15 protein-coding genes are annotated in these 17,341 nt (G+C 38.4%); all 15 read right to left on the bottom strand.

Annotation, left to right across the window (positions count from 1 at the left end; genetic code table 11):
• Positions 1-91: 91 nt before the first annotated feature.
• Entirely contained in the window at positions 92-2,611 is a 2,520-nt protein-coding gene (gene infB, locus ACFIML_RS04525) for a translation initiation factor IF-2 (RefSeq protein ID WP_375686593.1), read from the bottom strand.
• Positions 2,608-3,243, bottom strand: a complete 636-nt coding sequence (locus ACFIML_RS04530) for an RNA-binding protein (RefSeq protein WP_375606784.1) — start codon at positions 3,241-3,243, stop codon at positions 2,608-2,610. Before ACFIML_RS04530 ends, infB begins: the two co-directional genes overlap by 4 nt.
• The gene (gene nusA, locus ACFIML_RS04535) at positions 3,244-4,875 is read right to left on the bottom strand and encodes a transcription termination factor NusA (protein ID WP_375687487.1); all 1,632 of its coding nucleotides are present in this window, start codon (positions 4,873-4,875) and stop codon (positions 3,244-3,246) included. It lies immediately after the preceding gene.
• 47 nt (positions 4,876-4,922) lie between these two features.
• On the bottom strand, positions 4,923-5,549 hold the full coding sequence (gene rimP, locus ACFIML_RS04540; protein WP_375687489.1) for a ribosome maturation factor RimP: 627 nt from the start codon (positions 5,547-5,549) through the stop codon (positions 4,923-4,925).
• 151 nt (positions 5,550-5,700) lie between these two features.
• Positions 5,701-6,402, bottom strand: a complete 702-nt coding sequence (locus ACFIML_RS04545; protein WP_375614573.1) for a tRNA (guanine(46)-N(7))-methyltransferase TrmB — start codon at positions 6,400-6,402, stop codon at positions 5,701-5,703.
• A complete protein-coding gene (gene metK / locus ACFIML_RS04550; RefSeq protein ID WP_375606788.1) occupies positions 6,399-7,667 on the bottom strand; it encodes a methionine adenosyltransferase in 1,269 nt (422 codons plus the stop codon). Before metK ends, ACFIML_RS04545 begins: the two co-directional genes overlap by 4 nt.
• A gap of 130 nt (positions 7,668-7,797) precedes the next feature.
• Positions 7,798-8,211, bottom strand: coding sequence for a helix-turn-helix domain-containing protein (locus ACFIML_RS04555; protein ID WP_375606789.1), 414 nt, complete (start codon positions 8,209-8,211; stop codon positions 7,798-7,800).
• A 148-nt stretch (positions 8,212-8,359) separates the two neighbouring features.
• On the bottom strand, positions 8,360-9,994 hold the full coding sequence (gene lnt / locus ACFIML_RS04560; RefSeq protein WP_375606790.1) for an apolipoprotein N-acyltransferase: 1,635 nt from the start codon (positions 9,992-9,994) through the stop codon (positions 8,360-8,362).
• Positions 9,957-10,982: a hemolysin family protein gene (locus tag ACFIML_RS04565; RefSeq protein ID WP_375606791.1), complete on the bottom strand. Its 1,026-nt coding sequence runs from the start codon at positions 10,980-10,982 to the stop codon at positions 9,957-9,959. The genes lnt and ACFIML_RS04565 overlap by 38 nt, the downstream gene beginning before the upstream one ends.
• Before the next feature lie 109 nt (positions 10,983-11,091).
• Positions 11,092-11,559, bottom strand: a complete 468-nt coding sequence (gene ybeY / locus ACFIML_RS04570; RefSeq protein ID WP_375606792.1) for an rRNA maturation RNase YbeY — start codon at positions 11,557-11,559, stop codon at positions 11,092-11,094.
• Between the two features lie 19 nt (positions 11,560-11,578).
• The gene (locus tag ACFIML_RS04575; RefSeq protein WP_375610576.1) at positions 11,579-12,679 is read right to left on the bottom strand and encodes a PhoH family protein; all 1,101 of its coding nucleotides are present in this window, start codon (positions 12,677-12,679) and stop codon (positions 11,579-11,581) included.
• 158 nt (positions 12,680-12,837) lie between these two features.
• A complete protein-coding gene (gene miaB / locus ACFIML_RS04580; RefSeq protein WP_375606793.1) occupies positions 12,838-14,214 on the bottom strand; it encodes a tRNA (N6-isopentenyl adenosine(37)-C2)-methylthiotransferase MiaB in 1,377 nt (458 codons plus the stop codon).
• Between the two features lie 31 nt (positions 14,215-14,245).
• Positions 14,246-14,737: a ribosomal protein S18-alanine N-acetyltransferase gene (rimI, locus tag ACFIML_RS04585; protein WP_375687492.1), complete on the bottom strand. Its 492-nt coding sequence runs from the start codon at positions 14,735-14,737 to the stop codon at positions 14,246-14,248.
• Positions 14,737-15,423, bottom strand: a complete 687-nt coding sequence (gene tsaB / locus ACFIML_RS04590) for a tRNA (adenosine(37)-N6)-threonylcarbamoyltransferase complex dimerization subunit type 1 TsaB (protein ID WP_375687494.1) — start codon at positions 15,421-15,423, stop codon at positions 14,737-14,739. Before tsaB ends, rimI begins: the two co-directional genes overlap by 1 nt.
• Positions 15,424-16,275: 852 nt before the next feature.
• Entirely contained in the window at positions 16,276-17,304 is a 1,029-nt protein-coding gene (locus tag ACFIML_RS04595) for a YeiH family protein (RefSeq protein ID WP_375606796.1), read from the bottom strand.
• Positions 17,305-17,341 lie beyond the last annotated feature (37 nt).

Below are 17,341 nucleotides of genomic sequence, written 5' to 3' on the forward strand. Positions count from 1 at the left end.
TTTTGACCATTTAGATAAGGAAAAAGAGATATTGCGTATAAAACCTAATAACTTTTCTCATTTCACAACAGAGTAAAGTTATTGGATTATTTTATAATGTGCGATTAATATGTTCGATACGGAAGGTCTCAATGATGTCTCCTGCACGCATGTCTTCATAATTTTCAAAGGCTATTCCACATTCTTGACCACTTTGCACTTCATTGACTTCATCCTTAAAGCGTTTGAGTGTTTTCAGCTTTCCTTCGTGAATAACGATATTATCGCGGATAAGGCGAACACCGGCTCCTCGTTCTATTTTACCTTCTGTAACGCGACAGCCTGCAACTTTTCCAATTTTTGTAATGTTAAAGACTTCTAGAATTTCAGCATTACCAAGGAATGTTTCACGCTGTTCTGGTGAGAGTAATCCAGACATAGCAGCCTTGATATCATCAACAAGATCGTAAATGATGTTATAATAACGAATTTCAATTCCTTGTGTTTTAGCAAAATCACGTGCTTGCTTATTGGCTCGAACATTAAAGCCAATTACAGCAGAGTTAGAAGCTTCCGCAAGAGAAATATCACTTTCGGTAATTCCTCCAGCACCAGAATGTACAATACGCGCACGAACTTCGTCATTTCCGAGTTTTTCCAATGCTGAAGCGATTGCTTCAATTGATCCTTGCACATCCCCTTTTATAATAAGAGAAAATTCCTTAACACCAGTCGTTTGCAATTTTGTCATCATTTGTTCAAGAGAACCACGTGAACCAGTTTGCCGCGCAACAGCTTTATCACGTGCTAATCGTTGACGATATTCAGAAATTTCACGTGCTTTTGCTTCATGTGTGACAACAGCAAAACGGTCTCCGGCTTGTGGTGTTCCTTGCATGCCTAAAATTTCAATTGGTGTAGAAGGAACGGCTTCTTTGACATGGCGGCCATGGTCGTCAATCAAAGCACGCACACGACCCCATTCATTTCCGGCAACGATAATATCAGAAGGGTGTAATGTACCTTTTTGAACAAGAACTGTTGCAACAGACCCACGTCCGCGATCCAATTTGGCTTCAATGATAACGCCCTCTGCAGTTCGTTGAGGATCTGCTTTCAGATCAAGCATTTCAGCCTGAAGAAGGATAGCTTCGAGAAGTTTATCAAGATTTTGACCAGTTTTAGCAGAAACTTCAACGTCCAAAGTTTCTCCACCCATAGTTTCAACAAACACTTCATGTTGTAGAAGTTCTGTACGCACTTTTTGTGCATTCGCAGCTGGTTTATCAATTTTGTTGATAGCAACAATGATAGGGACACCAGCAGCTTTCGCATGATTGATTGATTCAATCGTTTGAGGCATAACACTATCATCAGCGGCTACAACGAGAACAGCAATATCAGTAACACGTGCTCCGCGTGCACGCATAGCCGTAAATGCAGCATGCCCTGGTGTATCAATAAAGGTAATTTTTTGACCGTTTTGTTCTACTTGATAGGCACCAATATGCTGCGTAATACCTCCTGCTTCGCCAGAAACAACATTTGCTTTACGAATAGCATCCAAAAGAGAAGTTTTTCCGTGGTCAACATGGCCCATAATGGTTACAACAGGGGGGCGTTGCTGCATGTTTTGAGGATTATCTATTATATTAAAGATACCTTCTTCTACGTCAGATTCTAAAACACGTTTAACAGTATGGCCAAATTCAACAGCAATGAGTTCGGCAACATCTGCATCAATAACATCGCCCGGTTTCATCATTTGTCCTTGTTTCATCAAGAATTTAATCACATCAACAGAACGCTCAGTCATACGTTGTGCGAGCTCTTGAATGGTAATCGTTTCAGGAAGAACAACTTCGCGAGAAATTTTTTCTCTTGGTTCTTGATTTTGTGCACGCTTAAACTTTTCCTGTCTACGCCGCATTGCAGCCATTGAGCGCCCACGTGCGCTTCCTTCTTCATCCAGTGCACTATTCAGAGTTAGCTTTCCGCGTCTCCGCTCATCAGCTCCTTTGACAACTTTGGGTATACGTATGTCTGACTTAGCAGGATTAGCACGTCGACTATGCCGTTCTTCCTCTTTATTGTCATCTATTTTGCGTTTTTCAACCACGGTTGTATGTTTAGGCGCAATAGGAATATCTGTCTGTTCAATGAGAGGGGGAACAGGTGGAATCTGTACTGGCGATATTTCTTCTTCTTGTTGGAGATGTATTTCTTTTTCTTTAATTTCTTGCTGTAAAATTTCTTCACGCTCTTTAGCGCGCCTTGCTTCTTCTTCGGCTTGTTCTCGCGTTATTCTTTCTTGGATATGTGCTTCTTCTAATGCGCGAAGTCTTGCTTCCATTTCAGCCGATGAAAGATTGCTTTTGGCTACAGATTCTTGAGGCTTTTTTTCCTCAAAACGTGGTTTAGAGCGCTGAGAAGCCACATGCGGCTTTGTAATGGGCTGTAGGGTTTCAGATTTTTCATCAGGTCGCGTAATTTTACGCCGCTTGGTTTCGACAACGACAGCCTTCGTACGGCCATGACTAAAATTTTGTTTAACCGTACTCGTTTCCAAGACAGACCTCTTGAGAGTTAGTGTCTTCTTGACGGTTGTTTTGTCGTTGTTATTTTCACTCATTGTACTTCCTTCACGGCTTGTGCCGTCATCTCACTAGACTTACTATGCTTGTCGTCACGATAGCTGATCAATTTACATGTTGTTTTGAGAAATCCTCCAGCAGCTTTTGTGTCCAGTAAGGCCGCGTGCATTACAGGATTAGAGCCAAAAGCCACTCGCATTTCATCACTTGTAAATAAAGATATGGTTTTTATAGTCCGATTTGTTTGTTGTTGTATTGAATGGATGGCCTGTGCAATTTTTCGTTTCCCATCTTCTGTTGTTTCTTTAGCATGAAGTACAAGAATAACTTTACCAGAGCGGATAGCAGCGTCAACCTTTGTTGCTCCCATAACAATTGCTCCCGCTTTTCGCGCCATGGAAAGGCTTGAAAGAGCGGCTTTTAGTAAAAGCGTATCAACAACATGCACAAGATTTGGTGCAACTTCAACATCTGTTTTAAAATTTCTATGAAAAGCTTTTTGTTTGATTGCTTTCTCAATAACAGCGTGATGGGCAGAAATCCAAACGCCACGCCCTGGTAAATTCGCTTTAAGATCAGGAACAATTTGGTTATTGGGACCAATAACAAAACGGATCAGTGTTTGTACTGAAGCATTTTTTCTGGTTACAATGCAAGTCCGTTCATTCATTTAAAGTGTATCCACATCCAAATCATCTGTTTTTTCATTTTCTGCAGAACTTTCATCTTCTACAGGACTTTCTGTAACAAGATCAGCTTGGTCTATCCAGCCTGCTTGTACACGTGCGGCTAAAACCATAGCTTCTGCATCTGCGCGTGTAATGTCAAAAGGGGTTAAAATACCAGAAAAATTCTGTGTTTGACCTTCTTTACGTTCTCTCCAACCAGCTAAATCATCAACGGCATAGCCAGCAAAGTCTTCTATCGTTTTTACACCATCCTCACCTACAGCAACCAACATAGCACTTGTCATTCCAGGAAGTGTTCGCAATTCGTCAGAAACTCCGAGTTTTTTACGTTTTTCGTCGAGCTCTTTTTCTTGCCGATCAAGATATTCGCGGGCACGACTTTGGATTTCATTAGCAGTTTCATGGTCAAAACCATCAATAGAAGCAATTTCTTCAAGATCAATATAGGCGATTTCTTCAATAGAAGAGAAACCCTCTGATGCCATAACCTGTCCGATCATTTCGTCAACCTCTAAGGCCTCCATAAACAATTTACTCCGTTCAGTAAATTCTTTTTGACGATTCTCAGATTCTTCTTTTTCCGTTAAAATATCAATGTTCCATCCTGTTAGTTGCGAAGCCAAGCGAACATTTTGCCCACGTCGTCCAATAGCAAGGCTAAGTTGATCATCTGGCACAATAACTTCAATCCGTTCAGCATCTTCATCAAGGATGATTTTAGAAACTTCAGCAGGTTGCAGTGCATTAACGACAAATGTTGCCGCATCAGGCGACCAAGGAATAATATCAATTTTTTCGCCTTGTAATTCAGCAACAACAGCTTGTACACGACTTCCTCGCATTCCAACGCATGCTCCAACAGGATCAATGGAACCATCGCGTGAAACAACGGCGATTTTAGCCCGTGAGCCTGGATCACGAGCAACAGATTTGATTTCTATAATACCATCATAAATTTCAGGTACTTCCATAGTGAAAAGTTTTACCATAAATTGGGGATGGGTGCGTGAAAGGAAAATTTGCGGCCCACGCGTTTCACGGTGTACATCATTGACAAAAGCACGAATGCGATCTCCATAGCGGAATGATTCACGAGGAATTAATTCATCACGGCGCACAATAGCTTCACCGCGCCCTAGATCAACGATGACGTTACCATATTCCACACGCTTAACTGTACCAGAAATAATTTCACCAACTTTATTTTTGAATTCTTCATATTGCTGATCACGCTCTGCATCGCGTACTTTTTGTACAATAACCTGTTTAGCAGATTGTGCTGCGATACGTCCAAAATCCATAGGAGGTAAAAGATCAGCAAAAAAATCACCAATTTTTGCTTCTGCTTGACGTTTGAGAGCATCAGACAAAGTAATTTCCGTTGTATAGTCTTCAACGACATCAACGATTTTAAGCAGGCGCTGTAATTTAATTTCACCTGTTTTAGAATTGATTTCAGCACGAATATTGGTTTCTTGACCATAACGAGAACGTGCTGCTTTTTGAATAGCATCAGCCATCGCAGAAATGACAATTTCACGGTCGATTGACTTTTCACGTGCAACAGCATCTGCAATTTGCAGAATCTCAAGCCTGTTAGCGCTTGTAGCCATCAATTTTCTCCTTCTTTGTGCCACACGATGGGTATTTCCCAGTGATATTATTTTTTGAAATTGAGCGTCTGTATAGAGTCGTTAGCGTTCTCTTTGGCAATGAATTGTTGACTTAAATCTTTATTTTGTTTCAATGCATCGCGAATAAGCTCATCGGTAAGCACTAAATGCGCATTTATAATATCACAAAAGGAAATAGGGGTATACATGGCTTCTCCATAAGCAGCTTTATCAGCGTTTAAAATAAATCCATCTTGCGTGATATTTGTAAGTGTCCCGCGAAATTTTCGGCGCCCATCAATTGTTATTTTGGTTTCAATTTTTGCAAGATGCCCTTGCCAATGAAAAAAATCAGATTTTCTTACCAATGGACGATCAATTCCAGGGGATGAGATTTCTAAATGATATTTGCGTTCAATAACATTTTGTACATCAAGGAGGGGAGAAACAGTTCGACTAACCGTTTCACAATCTTCTATGGTCATAGAACCATCGGCACGTTCAACCATAATTTGAAGTGTTAAACCATTTTGACCAAGAAGTTTCACGCGAACCAAACGAAAACCTAAAGGTTTAAGTAGTGGTATGACAATAGCAGCAACCTGTGCTTCGATACCATCTTCTTCAAACAGGCGCGGTTCGTCAAGATTGCTTATTTTTTCAACTTCATTCATAAATTTTATCCAAGTTGGTTTCATCAGTTTTATGATATTAAAAAAGAGCGGGTCCAACGGCCCACTCTTCATCATAAGACCAAGAATTTAACTATTGATACTCTTAAATTCAAAATTTTTCAAGTTGTTTATGAGAAAAGCGCTTGATCATTTATTTCTTGATAAAGGTAAGATAGGCAGGCGTTCGTCCTTCGCGGAGAGCTTTTGCTTCATAGCGGGTTTCGCTCCATAGTGGATAAGGGAGTTTCCAGTCTTGAGGGCTTTCTGCTTTCCATTCAAAGTGATCATGTTGTGCACAATGGTACAAAGTCCAGTTTACATAACTGTCTATATCGCTAGCAAAGCGAAAAAATTTCCCTATTTTAAGAACACGAGAAAAACGGTTAAGATTTTTTATATTGATGAAGCGTCGTTTCCAGTGTTTCTTTTTCGGCCAAGGATCAGGATAGAAGAGGTCTATTCCATCAAGCGAGTTATCAGGGAGCCAATCCAGAAGGCGTGTAGCATCATCATTATAGAGGCGAAGACGATTTTGATGGTTTTGATGCTGTTCAAGAGACGACAATATTTTTGCCATGCCATTGATAAAGGGCTCGACACCGATAAAACCGGTTGTTGGAAAATATGCCATTTCATGAAGTAAATGTTCACCTCCACCAAAACCGATTTCAAGTCGAATTTCTCTTACTTTGCTTGAAAATAAAGATGTAAGGTTTAAGGGAGGAGGGACATTTAAATCAATATTCAAACTGGGGAGAAGCATTTGTATACGTGTAAGCTGACTGTTTCGAAGTTGTTTTCCTTGTCGGCGTCCAAAAAATGCTTCACTCTTACGTATATTATGTTTAATCATGGGATTTGGATCATTGTTTGAAGCGTTTTCACGAGATCAGTTTTTTCCCATGAAAACGAACCATCGTGTTTTGGTTTACGACCAAAGTGACCATAGGCAGCTGTTTTTGCATAAATAGGTTTATTGAGGTCAAGATGTTTTCGAATGCCGGTAGGTGAAAGGTCCATTATTTTGCGGATGGCTTCTTCAATAACCTTTTCATCGACTTTTCCTGTTCCATGAAGATTAAGATAAATAGATAAAGGTTGTGCAATACCAATTGCATAGGAGAGTTGAATGGTGCATCTTTCTGCTAAATGAGCAGCAACAATATTTTTAGCCAGATAGCGTGCCGCATAGGCAGCAGAACGATCAACTTTTGTTGTATCTTTTCCTGAAAAAGCACCGCCTCCATGGGGTGCTGCACCTCCGTAAGTATCCACAATAATTTTGCGTCCCGTTAATCCGGCATCACTTTGAGGACCACCAATGACAAATTTTCCTGTTGGGTTTATATACCAACTACATTGAGCTGAAATGGGAATGTCATGTAAAGCTTGGCGAATGTAAGGTTCAACCACTGTACGCACTTTATTGGAATCCCAACTTTCATCAAGGTGCTGCGTTGAAAGAACAATGGATGTGACCTCTATCGGTTTTCCATTTTTATAACGTATGGTTATTTGGCTTTTAGCATCTGGTCCTAATTTTCCAGTTTCTCCCTCTCCTTTATGACGGGCTGCGGCAAGAAGTTTGAGAATTTTATGCGCATAATAAATTGGCGCAGGCATGAGATCAGGTGTTTCACGGCAAGCATATCCAAACATGATGCCTTGATCACCTGCTCCTTCTTCACCATGCCGATCCGTAGCATTATCAACCCCTCTTGCTATATCAGCTGATTGTGGGCGCAAAAGAACATCAATTTTAACAGTTTTCCAATGGAATCCTGCTTGTTCATAGCCAATGGTACGAATAGCACGGCGCGCTGCTGTACGAAAACGTGTAGGATTAATGAGTGGAAAGCCAGTCTTATCATAGATGAATTCTTTATTTTTATCTTTTTTTAATAGCGTATCGGGAACACGCACTTCACCAGCGATAACAACACGGTTGACACTGACGAGAGTTTCACATGCAACGCGTACTAACCATGGATCAGTACCAGTCTTTTCAGCTTCTTTATAGATCATATCAACGATTTCATCGGAAATACGATCACAAATTTTATCAGGATGTCCTTCCGATACCGATTCGCTCGTAAAAAGATAATCTTGATGCGGCATAGGAACTCCTTCAAAAAAGAAAACCAACGATTTAATCAATTGCTTACTAAAGTCGTCATCATTTGCTAATTCTACAGCAAATAGTCAATGCAAATGTATATGAATAAAAGAGAAAAGATATAATTTTAATTTATAACTTATTTGTCAAATCTTCCTCAGAAAGTGCTTTTGCCAAGTCAATAATTTTTCGACGCACTTTAGCATCAGATATATTTGTAAAAGCGCGCATGAGCTGAATCCCTTCGCTGCTAGAACAAAAGTCTATAAAATTGTGTTCACTTTCAGCAAAACCTTCTACTTGTTGGGAGGTAAGTCCTTTATCAAAAAAGTAAGAAACAGGAACATCCATAATTTCCGCTATCGCTTGAAGACGGCTGGCACCAATACGGTTTGTTCCTTTTTCATATTTTTGGATTTGCTGAAAAGTAATTCCTAATTTTTCACCTAGTTTCTCTTGAGTGAGTCCTAAAATATTACGACGTAAACGGATACGAGTTCCAACATAGATATCTATAGGGTCAGGTTTTTTTCTAGTTTCGGTCATAATGCAACTCTTTATTTCCAGCATTTTTCTTCTAAACCAACATCATATTTATGCGCAGTTGATTTATCATATAATTAAAACAATATGTAATATTTTTTCCCAATATTACTGGTACACGCAACATAATACCGTACAAAGGGCACTTGAATCATTTAAGCTGTTTTGTAAAACCAAAACCAATACGACACAATAGCATAAGGATGAATAAGGTAAAAGTAGAGAAAGTTCTGTATTCATTGCTTCCTATAGGGGTAATGGATGATGGAATTCGTGAATCAATAATGCCCACAGCATTTTGTCGAAGAGCTACAACGATTCGTCCATAAGAATCAATAACAGCTGATATGCCATTATTGGCTGCCCGTATGAGGGGAATTCCCAGTTCAACGGCACGAAGCTGTGCTTGTTGAAGATGTTGATAGGGTCCAGGTGTTACACCAAACCATGCATCATTTGTAATATTAATAATTGCTTGAGGCGGGGAGCCTTTGAAAGTCATTTCATGGGGAAATATTGCTTCATAACAAATCAAGGGTAGATAAGAAAATCCGTTTGGCATTGTAACAATTTTGCGCACACTTGCAGCACTATATCCACCAATATTATCGGCAAGGGTGCGCAATCCAATTTTTTTCAATAAATTCTGATAAGGAAGATACTCACCAAAAGGAACCAAATGAAGTTTATCGGAAGTATTTAAAATATTACCTTGAGCATTAATGACTGCAATTGTATTAAAATATTGTGTTTGGGAATAAGGTAGATCATTGCTGGCGCGTATTGCTCCAACAATAGCCCATTGTTTAGGTTTTAAAAGAGAGGCGATGTGCATTGTGATAGATGATTGATCATAGAGAAGGTAAGGAACGGAAGCTTCAGGCCATACGATAAAATCGGGTTCTGAATTTTGATCGGTTGTTGGTGTTGCACTTAGCTTCATATGCGCTTCCAACATAGCTTCTCGTGTATTATCACGCAATTTTATATTTTGTTGGATGGACGGTTGAACAATGCGCACCCAATAAGCACTTTTTTGATCTTCAGCTGTGTCTTCTATAGTATGAAGACGATAAAACCCAAAACCACAGTGAATGAAGATAAGTGATAAGCAAAGAGAAAGTGCCACTTTCTTTTTTTCATCTGTGAGTAAAACAGTTGGCAAACTGTAGGCTAAGACAGCAAGAATATTCATTCCGTAAAGTCCCACGATTGCATCAGATTGCATGAACATTGGGGTTGGCATGGCTGTATAGCCAAGAGAGTTCCATGGAAATCCTGTGAATAAAAACGCACGCAACCACTCGGACAATCCTAATGCAAAGGCTAAAACAAAAAAGCGTGCTATTCCTTTTGTCCATAATAAACCGACAATGAAACCAGAAAAAAACCAATAAAGAGAAAGGTAGAGTGGAGGGACTAAAATGGCTAAAGGGACGGCCCAACCAAAAGAATCTGGATCTGTTAACAAAGCATTGCATAGCCACCAAAGGCCGCAAATAAAATAACTAAAACCAAAGGTTCCACAGCTTAGAGCGTAAGTAAAAAAATGTTTTTTATTATTTTTGGTGGCTTGTATTGAGTCCAGTAAAACAATAAAGAGAGGGAAAGTTAAAAAGCAAAGAGGTGTTAAATAAAAGGGTGGAAGTGCAAAAGAAGTAAGAGCACCACACAGAAATATCCATGCTTGGCGTTTCCAGCCTGTAACAGAGAATAAAAAAACAATGAAATTGTGTAAAAACGCTGAACTATTCTTTAGGGATGGCATTGTTTTCAAGATTCTCATTTTTTGGAATGCGAAAAATGCGCAACCGTTTAATCCGGCGTTTATCAGCTTCTAAAATACGAAATCTATAGCCAGGTACAGCTTCAACAATTTCACCTTTGGCAGGAATGCGATCAAGAATGGAGACGATCAAACCACCAATAGTATCAACTTCATCACCATATTCCCCTACGATAAAATCAGGACCAAGAGCTTTCTCCACATCTTCTAGTTCAGTTCTTGCATCAACGAGCCATTTATTATTGGGTTCACGTACGATAGCATTGTCGACATTATCATGTTCATCTTCGATATCCCCAACGACTAACTCAACAATATCTTCCATTGAAACGAGACCATCTGTTCCTCCATGTTCATCAATAACTAAAGCCATTTGAGTTCGTGTAGTTTGCATCCGTGTTAATAATTTGCTTGCAAGCATAGAACTGGGAACAAAGAGAACTGTTCGGATCAAGTCCAATTCACCGATTGGAGTATGTAAGTCTGTATGGTTTAATTGAAGAAAATCGGATTTTTGTTCGGTTTTTGTTGGATTGATAATAAAGCGAATCATATAGTTAAGAATATCGCGGATATGGATCATGCCGCGCGGATCATCTAAAGTTTCAGCATAAACGGGTATGCGAGAATGACCAATTTTTGCAAAACATTTAAGGGTTTCTCCAAGTGAAGTGTTTATTTCTAATGCTTCGATTTCAGAACGAGGTATCATAACATCATCCACGCGTGCTTCACGTAAACGTAAAATGTTATGCAGCATAGTACGTTCTTCAGGCGAGAAGGGGGCGGTATCTTTTTCATTGTTAGTCGTGAGGGCAACGGTAAGATCATCGCGCAGTGACGTAGGTGCACAATTACGACCACGTAAGAATGAAAATAAATGATTCATCAGAGAATATTTTTCTGTATGATTCGTCTGTTGAGAAGATTTTTTTTCATTGTTAGAAGATGTTTGACTATTATTTTGTGTATTTATTTTGTTGTCCATGGTTTTGAAATCTTCTAAACTTTCTTTCTTATAATAGATAAATAAGAGGCTTTAAATGGTATGCTTGTAATATTAATTTTAAAAGTTAAATTTTATCATTGATAGACAATTATGCGTAAGGATCTCTTATGGAAAGCTTTTGAAGAATTTCTCTTTCGAGCTTTTCCATTTTATATGCTTCATCATCAGTTTCATGGTCATAACCAAGCAGATGCAAGATACCATGAACAATCATATGTGTTAAATGGTCTTGAAATGTTTTTCCTTCTTTCTCTGCTTCGAAAACAACAGTTTCTCGGGCAATAATAATATCACCGAGCATGGGACCAGGTCGATTTCCAGCCTTAAGTGGAAAAGCAGGAAAGGATAATACATTAGTAGATTTGTTTTTGTTGCGCCATTGTGCATTGATTTGTGCCATATGTTCATCATTCGTAAAAAGCAAGCTAATCTCGCTTACAACATTTGCCAATGAAACATGATGCATAGTTGTCATTAATGCTTTTTCAGTGATATTATAAAGCATTTTCTCATCATTCCACCCTGCGCTTTTAATCATTATATCAATAATAATCATGATGAATCAAATTCATTTTTTAATGCATCGCATGCGAATGATTTTTTTTATTTTGTATTTCTGAATCACGATCATAAGCACCAACGATAGCAGCAACAAGTGGATGGCGTACAACATCTTTTTCATCAAAATGCACAATTGCGATACTTTCTACATTTGAAAGAATGCGAATTGCTTCAATGAGACCTGATTTTTGCCCTATAGGCAAATCAATTTGGCTTACGTCACCGGTAACAATCATACGCGTTCCTTCTCCAAGACGTGTGAGAAACATCTTCATTTGCATGGGTGTAGTATTTTGTGCCTCATCAAGAATAACAGCGGCATGGGCAAGTGTTCGTCCGCGCATAAAGGCGAGAGGAGCAATTTCTATGACACCAGAGGCTAAAATGCGTTCTATTTTTTCAGCGGGCATCATATCATAAAGAGCATCATAAAGTGGTCGTAAATATGGGTCGACTTTTTCTTTGAGATCACCGGGAAGAAAACCAAGATGTTCTCCAGCTTCAACAGCCGGACGTGAGAGAATAATTCGCTCAATGATACCGCGTTCTAGAAGCATTGCAGCATGAGCAACAGCAAGATACGTTTTTCCTGTTCCTGCTGGTCCTATACCAAACACAAGTTCAGTATGCTCCATAGCGCTTATGTAAGCGTCTTGTGTTGGAGTTCTTGCATGAATTATTTTTTTATGGGTACTCAACCTTGCTGGTATACGTTTCGTTGCAGATTTGTGTGCTATTGTGTCTTCTTTCTGCTTCTTTGGTATATTTGCCATAGAAATCGCTCCTTTTATATCTGATAAAGTGAGCTCTTGATGTGTTTTGGCTCGTTCATAAAGCTGCTGCAATACATATTGCGCACGTTTTATAACAGAAATATTTCCACGGATTAAGACTTCATTACCACGCGGATGAATACTAAGTTCGAGTTTTTTTTCGATATAAGCGAGATTTTCGTCAAATTTACCAAAAACTGCTTTTGCATATTTATTATTTTCGAAAATCAAAACAACTTGGCTCAGATCTGAAGCGCTTGTTTGTTTCAAGGTATCAGCCTTTTCAAGGGACGTATTTACTTTTTCTTTAATACGCTTTATTTTTTCGGTTGAAGTTTTCAGTCTATTCTCCATATCTACATAAATATTGCACATTTTGTTAAGTAAACTTTATAAAGACAATTTTTTACAAAAAGTGCACGCTTTAGATGTAATCGTTTTCTTTTAAAATAAAAGAGTTTTCCAAAATATTTATTGTGAACAAGGTGTTAGAGGCATGTTTATCTATTTGTCACTTCACCAACAAAACTGTTTGAGCTTGCATTTTTAATATGAATTTCTATCACGCTACCTGTAGAGGCTTCTGTATCGACGACAACAGGTAAAAGCCAAGGGGAACGTCCTACCATTTGCCCTGAGTGACGTCCAGGTTTTTCGATGAGAACGTTCGTTTTTTGACCAATTTTAGAACGCAAAAACGCATTTTGTTGCTCAAGGAGAAGGATTTGTAAATGTTGAAGTCGGGCATCTTTTACAGATTCATCAACATGATTTTTCATTGTGGCTCCCACTGTTCCAGGACGGGGGGAATATTTAAAAGAATAAGCTGAACTGTATTGCACTTGTTGAATAAGTTTAATGGTTTCTTCAAAATCTTCATCTGTTTCGCCTGGAAATCCTACAATAAAATCACCTGAAAAGGCAATATCGGGTCGTGCAGTCCGAATTTTTTCAATAAGATGAAGATAATGAGAACTTTTGTGTTGGCGATTCATGGCTTTTAAGATGCGATCTGAACCTGATTGAACAGGCAGATGGAGGTAAGGCATTAACATATCAAGATCTCGATGTGCGGCAATAAGGCTATCATCCATATCACGCGGGTGGCTGGTTGTGTAACGCAAACGCTTTAAACCATCGAGTTTTGCAAGATGATAAAGAAGATCGCCAAGACGCCAAGTTTTGCCATCAGCACTTTGTCCATGCCAACCATTGACATTTTGTCCAAGCAGCGTAATCTCTTTAACACCTGCTTCAATAAGCTGGCGGGCTTCTTCAGTAATTTGCTCGACAGACCGTGATATTTCAGCACCGCGTGTGTACGGAACAACACAAAAAGTGCAAAATTTGTCGCACCCTTCTTGTACTGTTAAAAATGCGCTCACACCTCGTTTTCTTACTGCATGTTTATTATGGGGCGGCAAATGAGCAAATTTATCTTCAACAGCATAGTCTGTTTCGATAATTTTTTTCCCTTGTTTGGCTTTTTCTAACAATTCTGGCAGGCGATGATACATTTGTGGACCAATAACAAGATCCACTGTTGGAGCACGGCGCAAGATTTCACTTCCCTCAGCTTGTGCAACACAACCTGTTACACCAACCATAAGGGGTTTATCAGGTGTGCGCTCTTGACGCATAACGCGCAAACGACCGAGATCAGAATAAAGTTTTTCTGCTGCTTTTTCACGAATATGACAGGTATTAACAAGAATAAGATCGGCATCATTGGGAATTTGTGTTGTCACATAGCCTTGCGAACTGAGACTATCAGTCATCCGTTGGCTATCATAAACATTCATTTGACATCCATAAGTTTTGATAAAAACCTTTTTAGGAGCAACAGGAGATGTATTTTTAGGATTTACTTTATTCATAGTGCTTGTCTAAATGTTTTTTACACAAATCTCAATCTATTTGCTTAAAAGTTTTTTGCATGATAATTGCATCACCACGACCATTTTTTGACGCGTAATAGGCAAGACGTTCAGAAATTTTTTGAAATTCAAAGCGTTGATAAAGGTTCAAAGCAGAAAGATTTGTGGCTTCTACTTCCAAGAATAATTTTATGGCGCCCTTGTCGTGAAGATAGTGAACTGTGCTTTCGATAAGAAAGGTACCAATTCCTTTTTGACGATAATGAGGATGAACAGCAATTGTGATGATTTCTGCTTCATCAAGGATGAGACGGCATAGGCAAAAGCCTAAAATTTGATCAGAGCGATCAATGAGAAAAACTTTGTATCCGAAGATAGAGTGATCTGTTAAGAAATTATCAAAAGCTTGTTTTTCCCAAGAAGGGGTAAAACAATGCTGATGAATTTGATGAAGAGCAGCACTATCATGAACTTGTAGCGGAGCAATCTCAAAATCTTTTTTTGTCAATGAAAATTTGGACATTATTTTTTTCGTGGTAAAGCAAAATCGGTTTGTTGTTTTGCATCAGCACTGCGTAGATAGAGTGGGCGAGGTGAATTTTGTGGTTGTTTGTTTGCAGCAAGATAAGCATAGTTTACAATATCAGCCGCTTCGCAGGGGATTTTTTCTAGGACAATTTTTTCGTATATTTTATGGTTTTTCATATGCTGCACAATGACATCAGCAGCTGGGCCAGTCAGTCGGGTTTTTTTTGGCAAATCTTCGAGGATATTTTCCATTGTTTTTAATCCCGGTTCTCCCAAAGGTGTGAGATTATTATGAAAATTTTGATGATAGAACATCCCTCTCCCTGCTTCAATGACAACAGTAATTGCCGATGCTGTACTTTTATTGTTTATGACTTGTGCTGCTAACGCTTCAAGAGCACTCACTCCAACAGCTTGTATTTCAAGTGCTAATGCCAAAGCGCGTGCTGTTGCAACACCGACACGTACACCAGTAAATGACCCAGGTCCAATATTGACAGCAATACGCTCAACTTGATCAAGCGTCATATTGGCTTGTGTCATTATTTGTGTAATCTGCTCAATAAGTTTTTCAGCATGTCCTTTGTTCATGCGCTCATTGATACGCGCAATAACAGATTTATGACGAATAAGCGCAACAGCACAATAAATCGAAGCAGTATCTATAGCAAGGATAAGCATAAAAATATTTTAGTTGAATAAAACGATAAATAAAAGTCCTGCTGTATTTTTAATCTTTTCATTATCGTATATTTCATTTGTAAGAAAGTTACTAGTGCCAATAAGCAACAATATCTTTTTATGGGATAGAACGAGATGTTGATGTGCTTCTTATTGGTTTTTGTTATCAATGAATTGATTTTATAATAATATTTTATTATTGCCATGTTCAATAATATCCTTGGATATTGTAAGATTTTTTCATTTCAAACTCATAAATTAAAATCTTTTTCTTACACGGCATGAAAGAGAGTTGGCGTGTGGATAAAACTATTGAAGAAAAGAGTAAAATTTCTCTCATAAACCATTTAAATGCAAGAGCTATTGCAACATTGGGAGTTAATAATAGTATGATGCTAGGGCTTGTTACTTCATAAAGCGAAGAGGGGGATGAACAATGTATTTTGGACACTTCATGGGGATTTTAATTATATTATTCACAGGCACAGCCTTGAAAGGGAGTTCATGTGCCTTGAGAGGTATTTTTTTACAAGTACGTGAATGAGCAACATAAATATATTCTGTCTTCTATAAAAAAAATTAACTTAATCAGATCTGAAATAAAGAGCATTATTTTGTATGCGTTCCATATTGAATACTATACCGTTGCAAATCACTATAGACTGAAAAGCTTATTGAAAAAGCAAATTCGATAGTTTTCACTTCATATCGTAGCATTTTCAATTTTTTGTATAGAATAATGAGCAGTATTTTAGAACTTTTTCTGGTTTATGAAAGAACTGATTTCAATAATAATGAGGACTTTGGGTTGATTGCATACTCCCTTAAAAAAAGAAACAATTAATGCATATTTCAAAGTATTATATGATTTAAATCATTCAATTGTATCATGATAAGGCTACAAATACCGAGAATAATTATGGAGCAGGTTGAAGCCAAAATAACGCGCCATCCTGCTTTTTTTAATGATCGTATATCAACACCTAAACCTAATGCTGCCATTGAAATGATAGTGAACACCTGAGCAGTAAGTTTGATCGGATTTATAGCCGTTTCAGGAATAAGTCCGCTTGAGCGGATAAGCATCATGATAATAAAGCCGATTATAAACCATGGCACAAGAGTATGTAGACGAAAACGTGTTTGTGCTGAGCGATGATAGATAATTGATAGAATAAAAATAACAGGACCTAACATGAGAACGCGTACCAATTTAACAATTGTTGCAATTTGAACACTCAGAAAAGAGACAGATGCTGTTGCTGCTAAAACCTGTGGTACAGCATAAACAACCATGCCAGCAAGCACACCATATTGGCTAAATGACAAATTCAGAGATGGATGTAAAAAGGGTAAAAATAAAATAATAAGAATTCCTAAAAGAGCAGTGAAGGCAATTGACGCGGCTACATCGTCATGTTTTGCTTTTATGACAGGTGCAACAGCGACAATAGCTGAATTGCCACAAATAGCATTCCCGCAAGCAACTAACATTGCTAAATGTGTAGAAAGCCCGAAAAGTCGACCAATGACAAAGCTAAGGATAATTGTTATGAATATAACGAATACGATGCTAGCAAGTAAATTCCAACCAGCTGAAAGGACTGCATTAATACTAATGCTTGCACCTAGAAGAACAATAGCAATTTCGAGAAGTGTTTTTGCACAAAAGGTGATACCTTTTTGAAAATATGTTGGCAAAGTAAAACAACTACGGGTAATAGAGCCTAAAAGAATTGCCAAAACAAGGCTTTCAAGCCACGCTTCTGCAAAAAGCTGTTTTTCTACAACTTCTAAACCATAAGCTAAGGCTGATATGAGTAAACATACTAAAATACCAGGACCAAAGTCGTTTAAAAGTGAGAGTTTTTTCTTGATCACTTGAATATTCCCCCGTCATTAAAAAGCTAAAGGTTAA

Source organism: Bartonella sp. AC62GZZY (assembly GCF_042196525.1).
In the GTDB taxonomy this organism is placed as follows: Bacteria; Pseudomonadota; Alphaproteobacteria; order Rhizobiales; family Rhizobiaceae; genus Bartonella.

Coding starts and splice junctions, on each gene's coding strand:
- infB (WP_375686593.1), bottom strand. CDS start 2,611: ATGAGTGAAAATAACAACGACAAAACAACCGTCAAGAAGACACTAACT.
- ACFIML_RS04530 (WP_375606784.1), bottom strand. CDS start 3,243: ATGAATGAACGGACTTGCATTGTAACCAGAAAAAATGCTTCAGTACAA.
- nusA (WP_375687487.1), bottom strand. CDS start 4,875: ATGGCTACAAGCGCTAACAGGCTTGAGATTCTGCAAATTGCAGATGCT.
- rimP (WP_375687489.1), bottom strand. CDS start 5,549: ATGAATGAAGTTGAAAAAATAAGCAATCTTGACGAACCGCGCCTGTTT.
- ACFIML_RS04545 (WP_375614573.1), bottom strand. CDS start 6,402: ATGATTAAACATAATATACGTAAGAGTGAAGCATTTTTTGGACGCCGA.
- metK (WP_375606788.1), bottom strand. CDS start 7,667: ATGCCGCATCAAGATTATCTTTTTACGAGCGAATCGGTATCGGAAGGA.
- ACFIML_RS04555 (WP_375606789.1), bottom strand. CDS start 8,211: ATGACCGAAACTAGAAAAAAACCTGACCCTATAGATATCTATGTTGGA.
- lnt (WP_375606790.1), bottom strand. CDS start 9,994: ATGAGAATCTTGAAAACAATGCCATCCCTAAAGAATAGTTCAGCGTTT.
- ACFIML_RS04565 (WP_375606791.1), bottom strand. CDS start 10,982: ATGGACAACAAAATAAATACACAAAATAATAGTCAAACATCTTCTAAC.
- ybeY (WP_375606792.1), bottom strand. CDS start 11,559: ATGATTATTATTGATATAATGATTAAAAGCGCAGGGTGGAATGATGAG.
- miaB (WP_375606793.1), bottom strand. CDS start 14,214: ATGAATAAAGTAAATCCTAAAAATACATCTCCTGTTGCTCCTAAAAAG.
- rimI (WP_375687492.1), bottom strand. CDS start 14,737: ATGTCCAAATTTTCATTGACAAAAAAAGATTTTGAGATTGCTCCGCTA.
- tsaB (WP_375687494.1), bottom strand. CDS start 15,423: ATGCTTATCCTTGCTATAGATACTGCTTCGATTTATTGTGCTGTTGCG.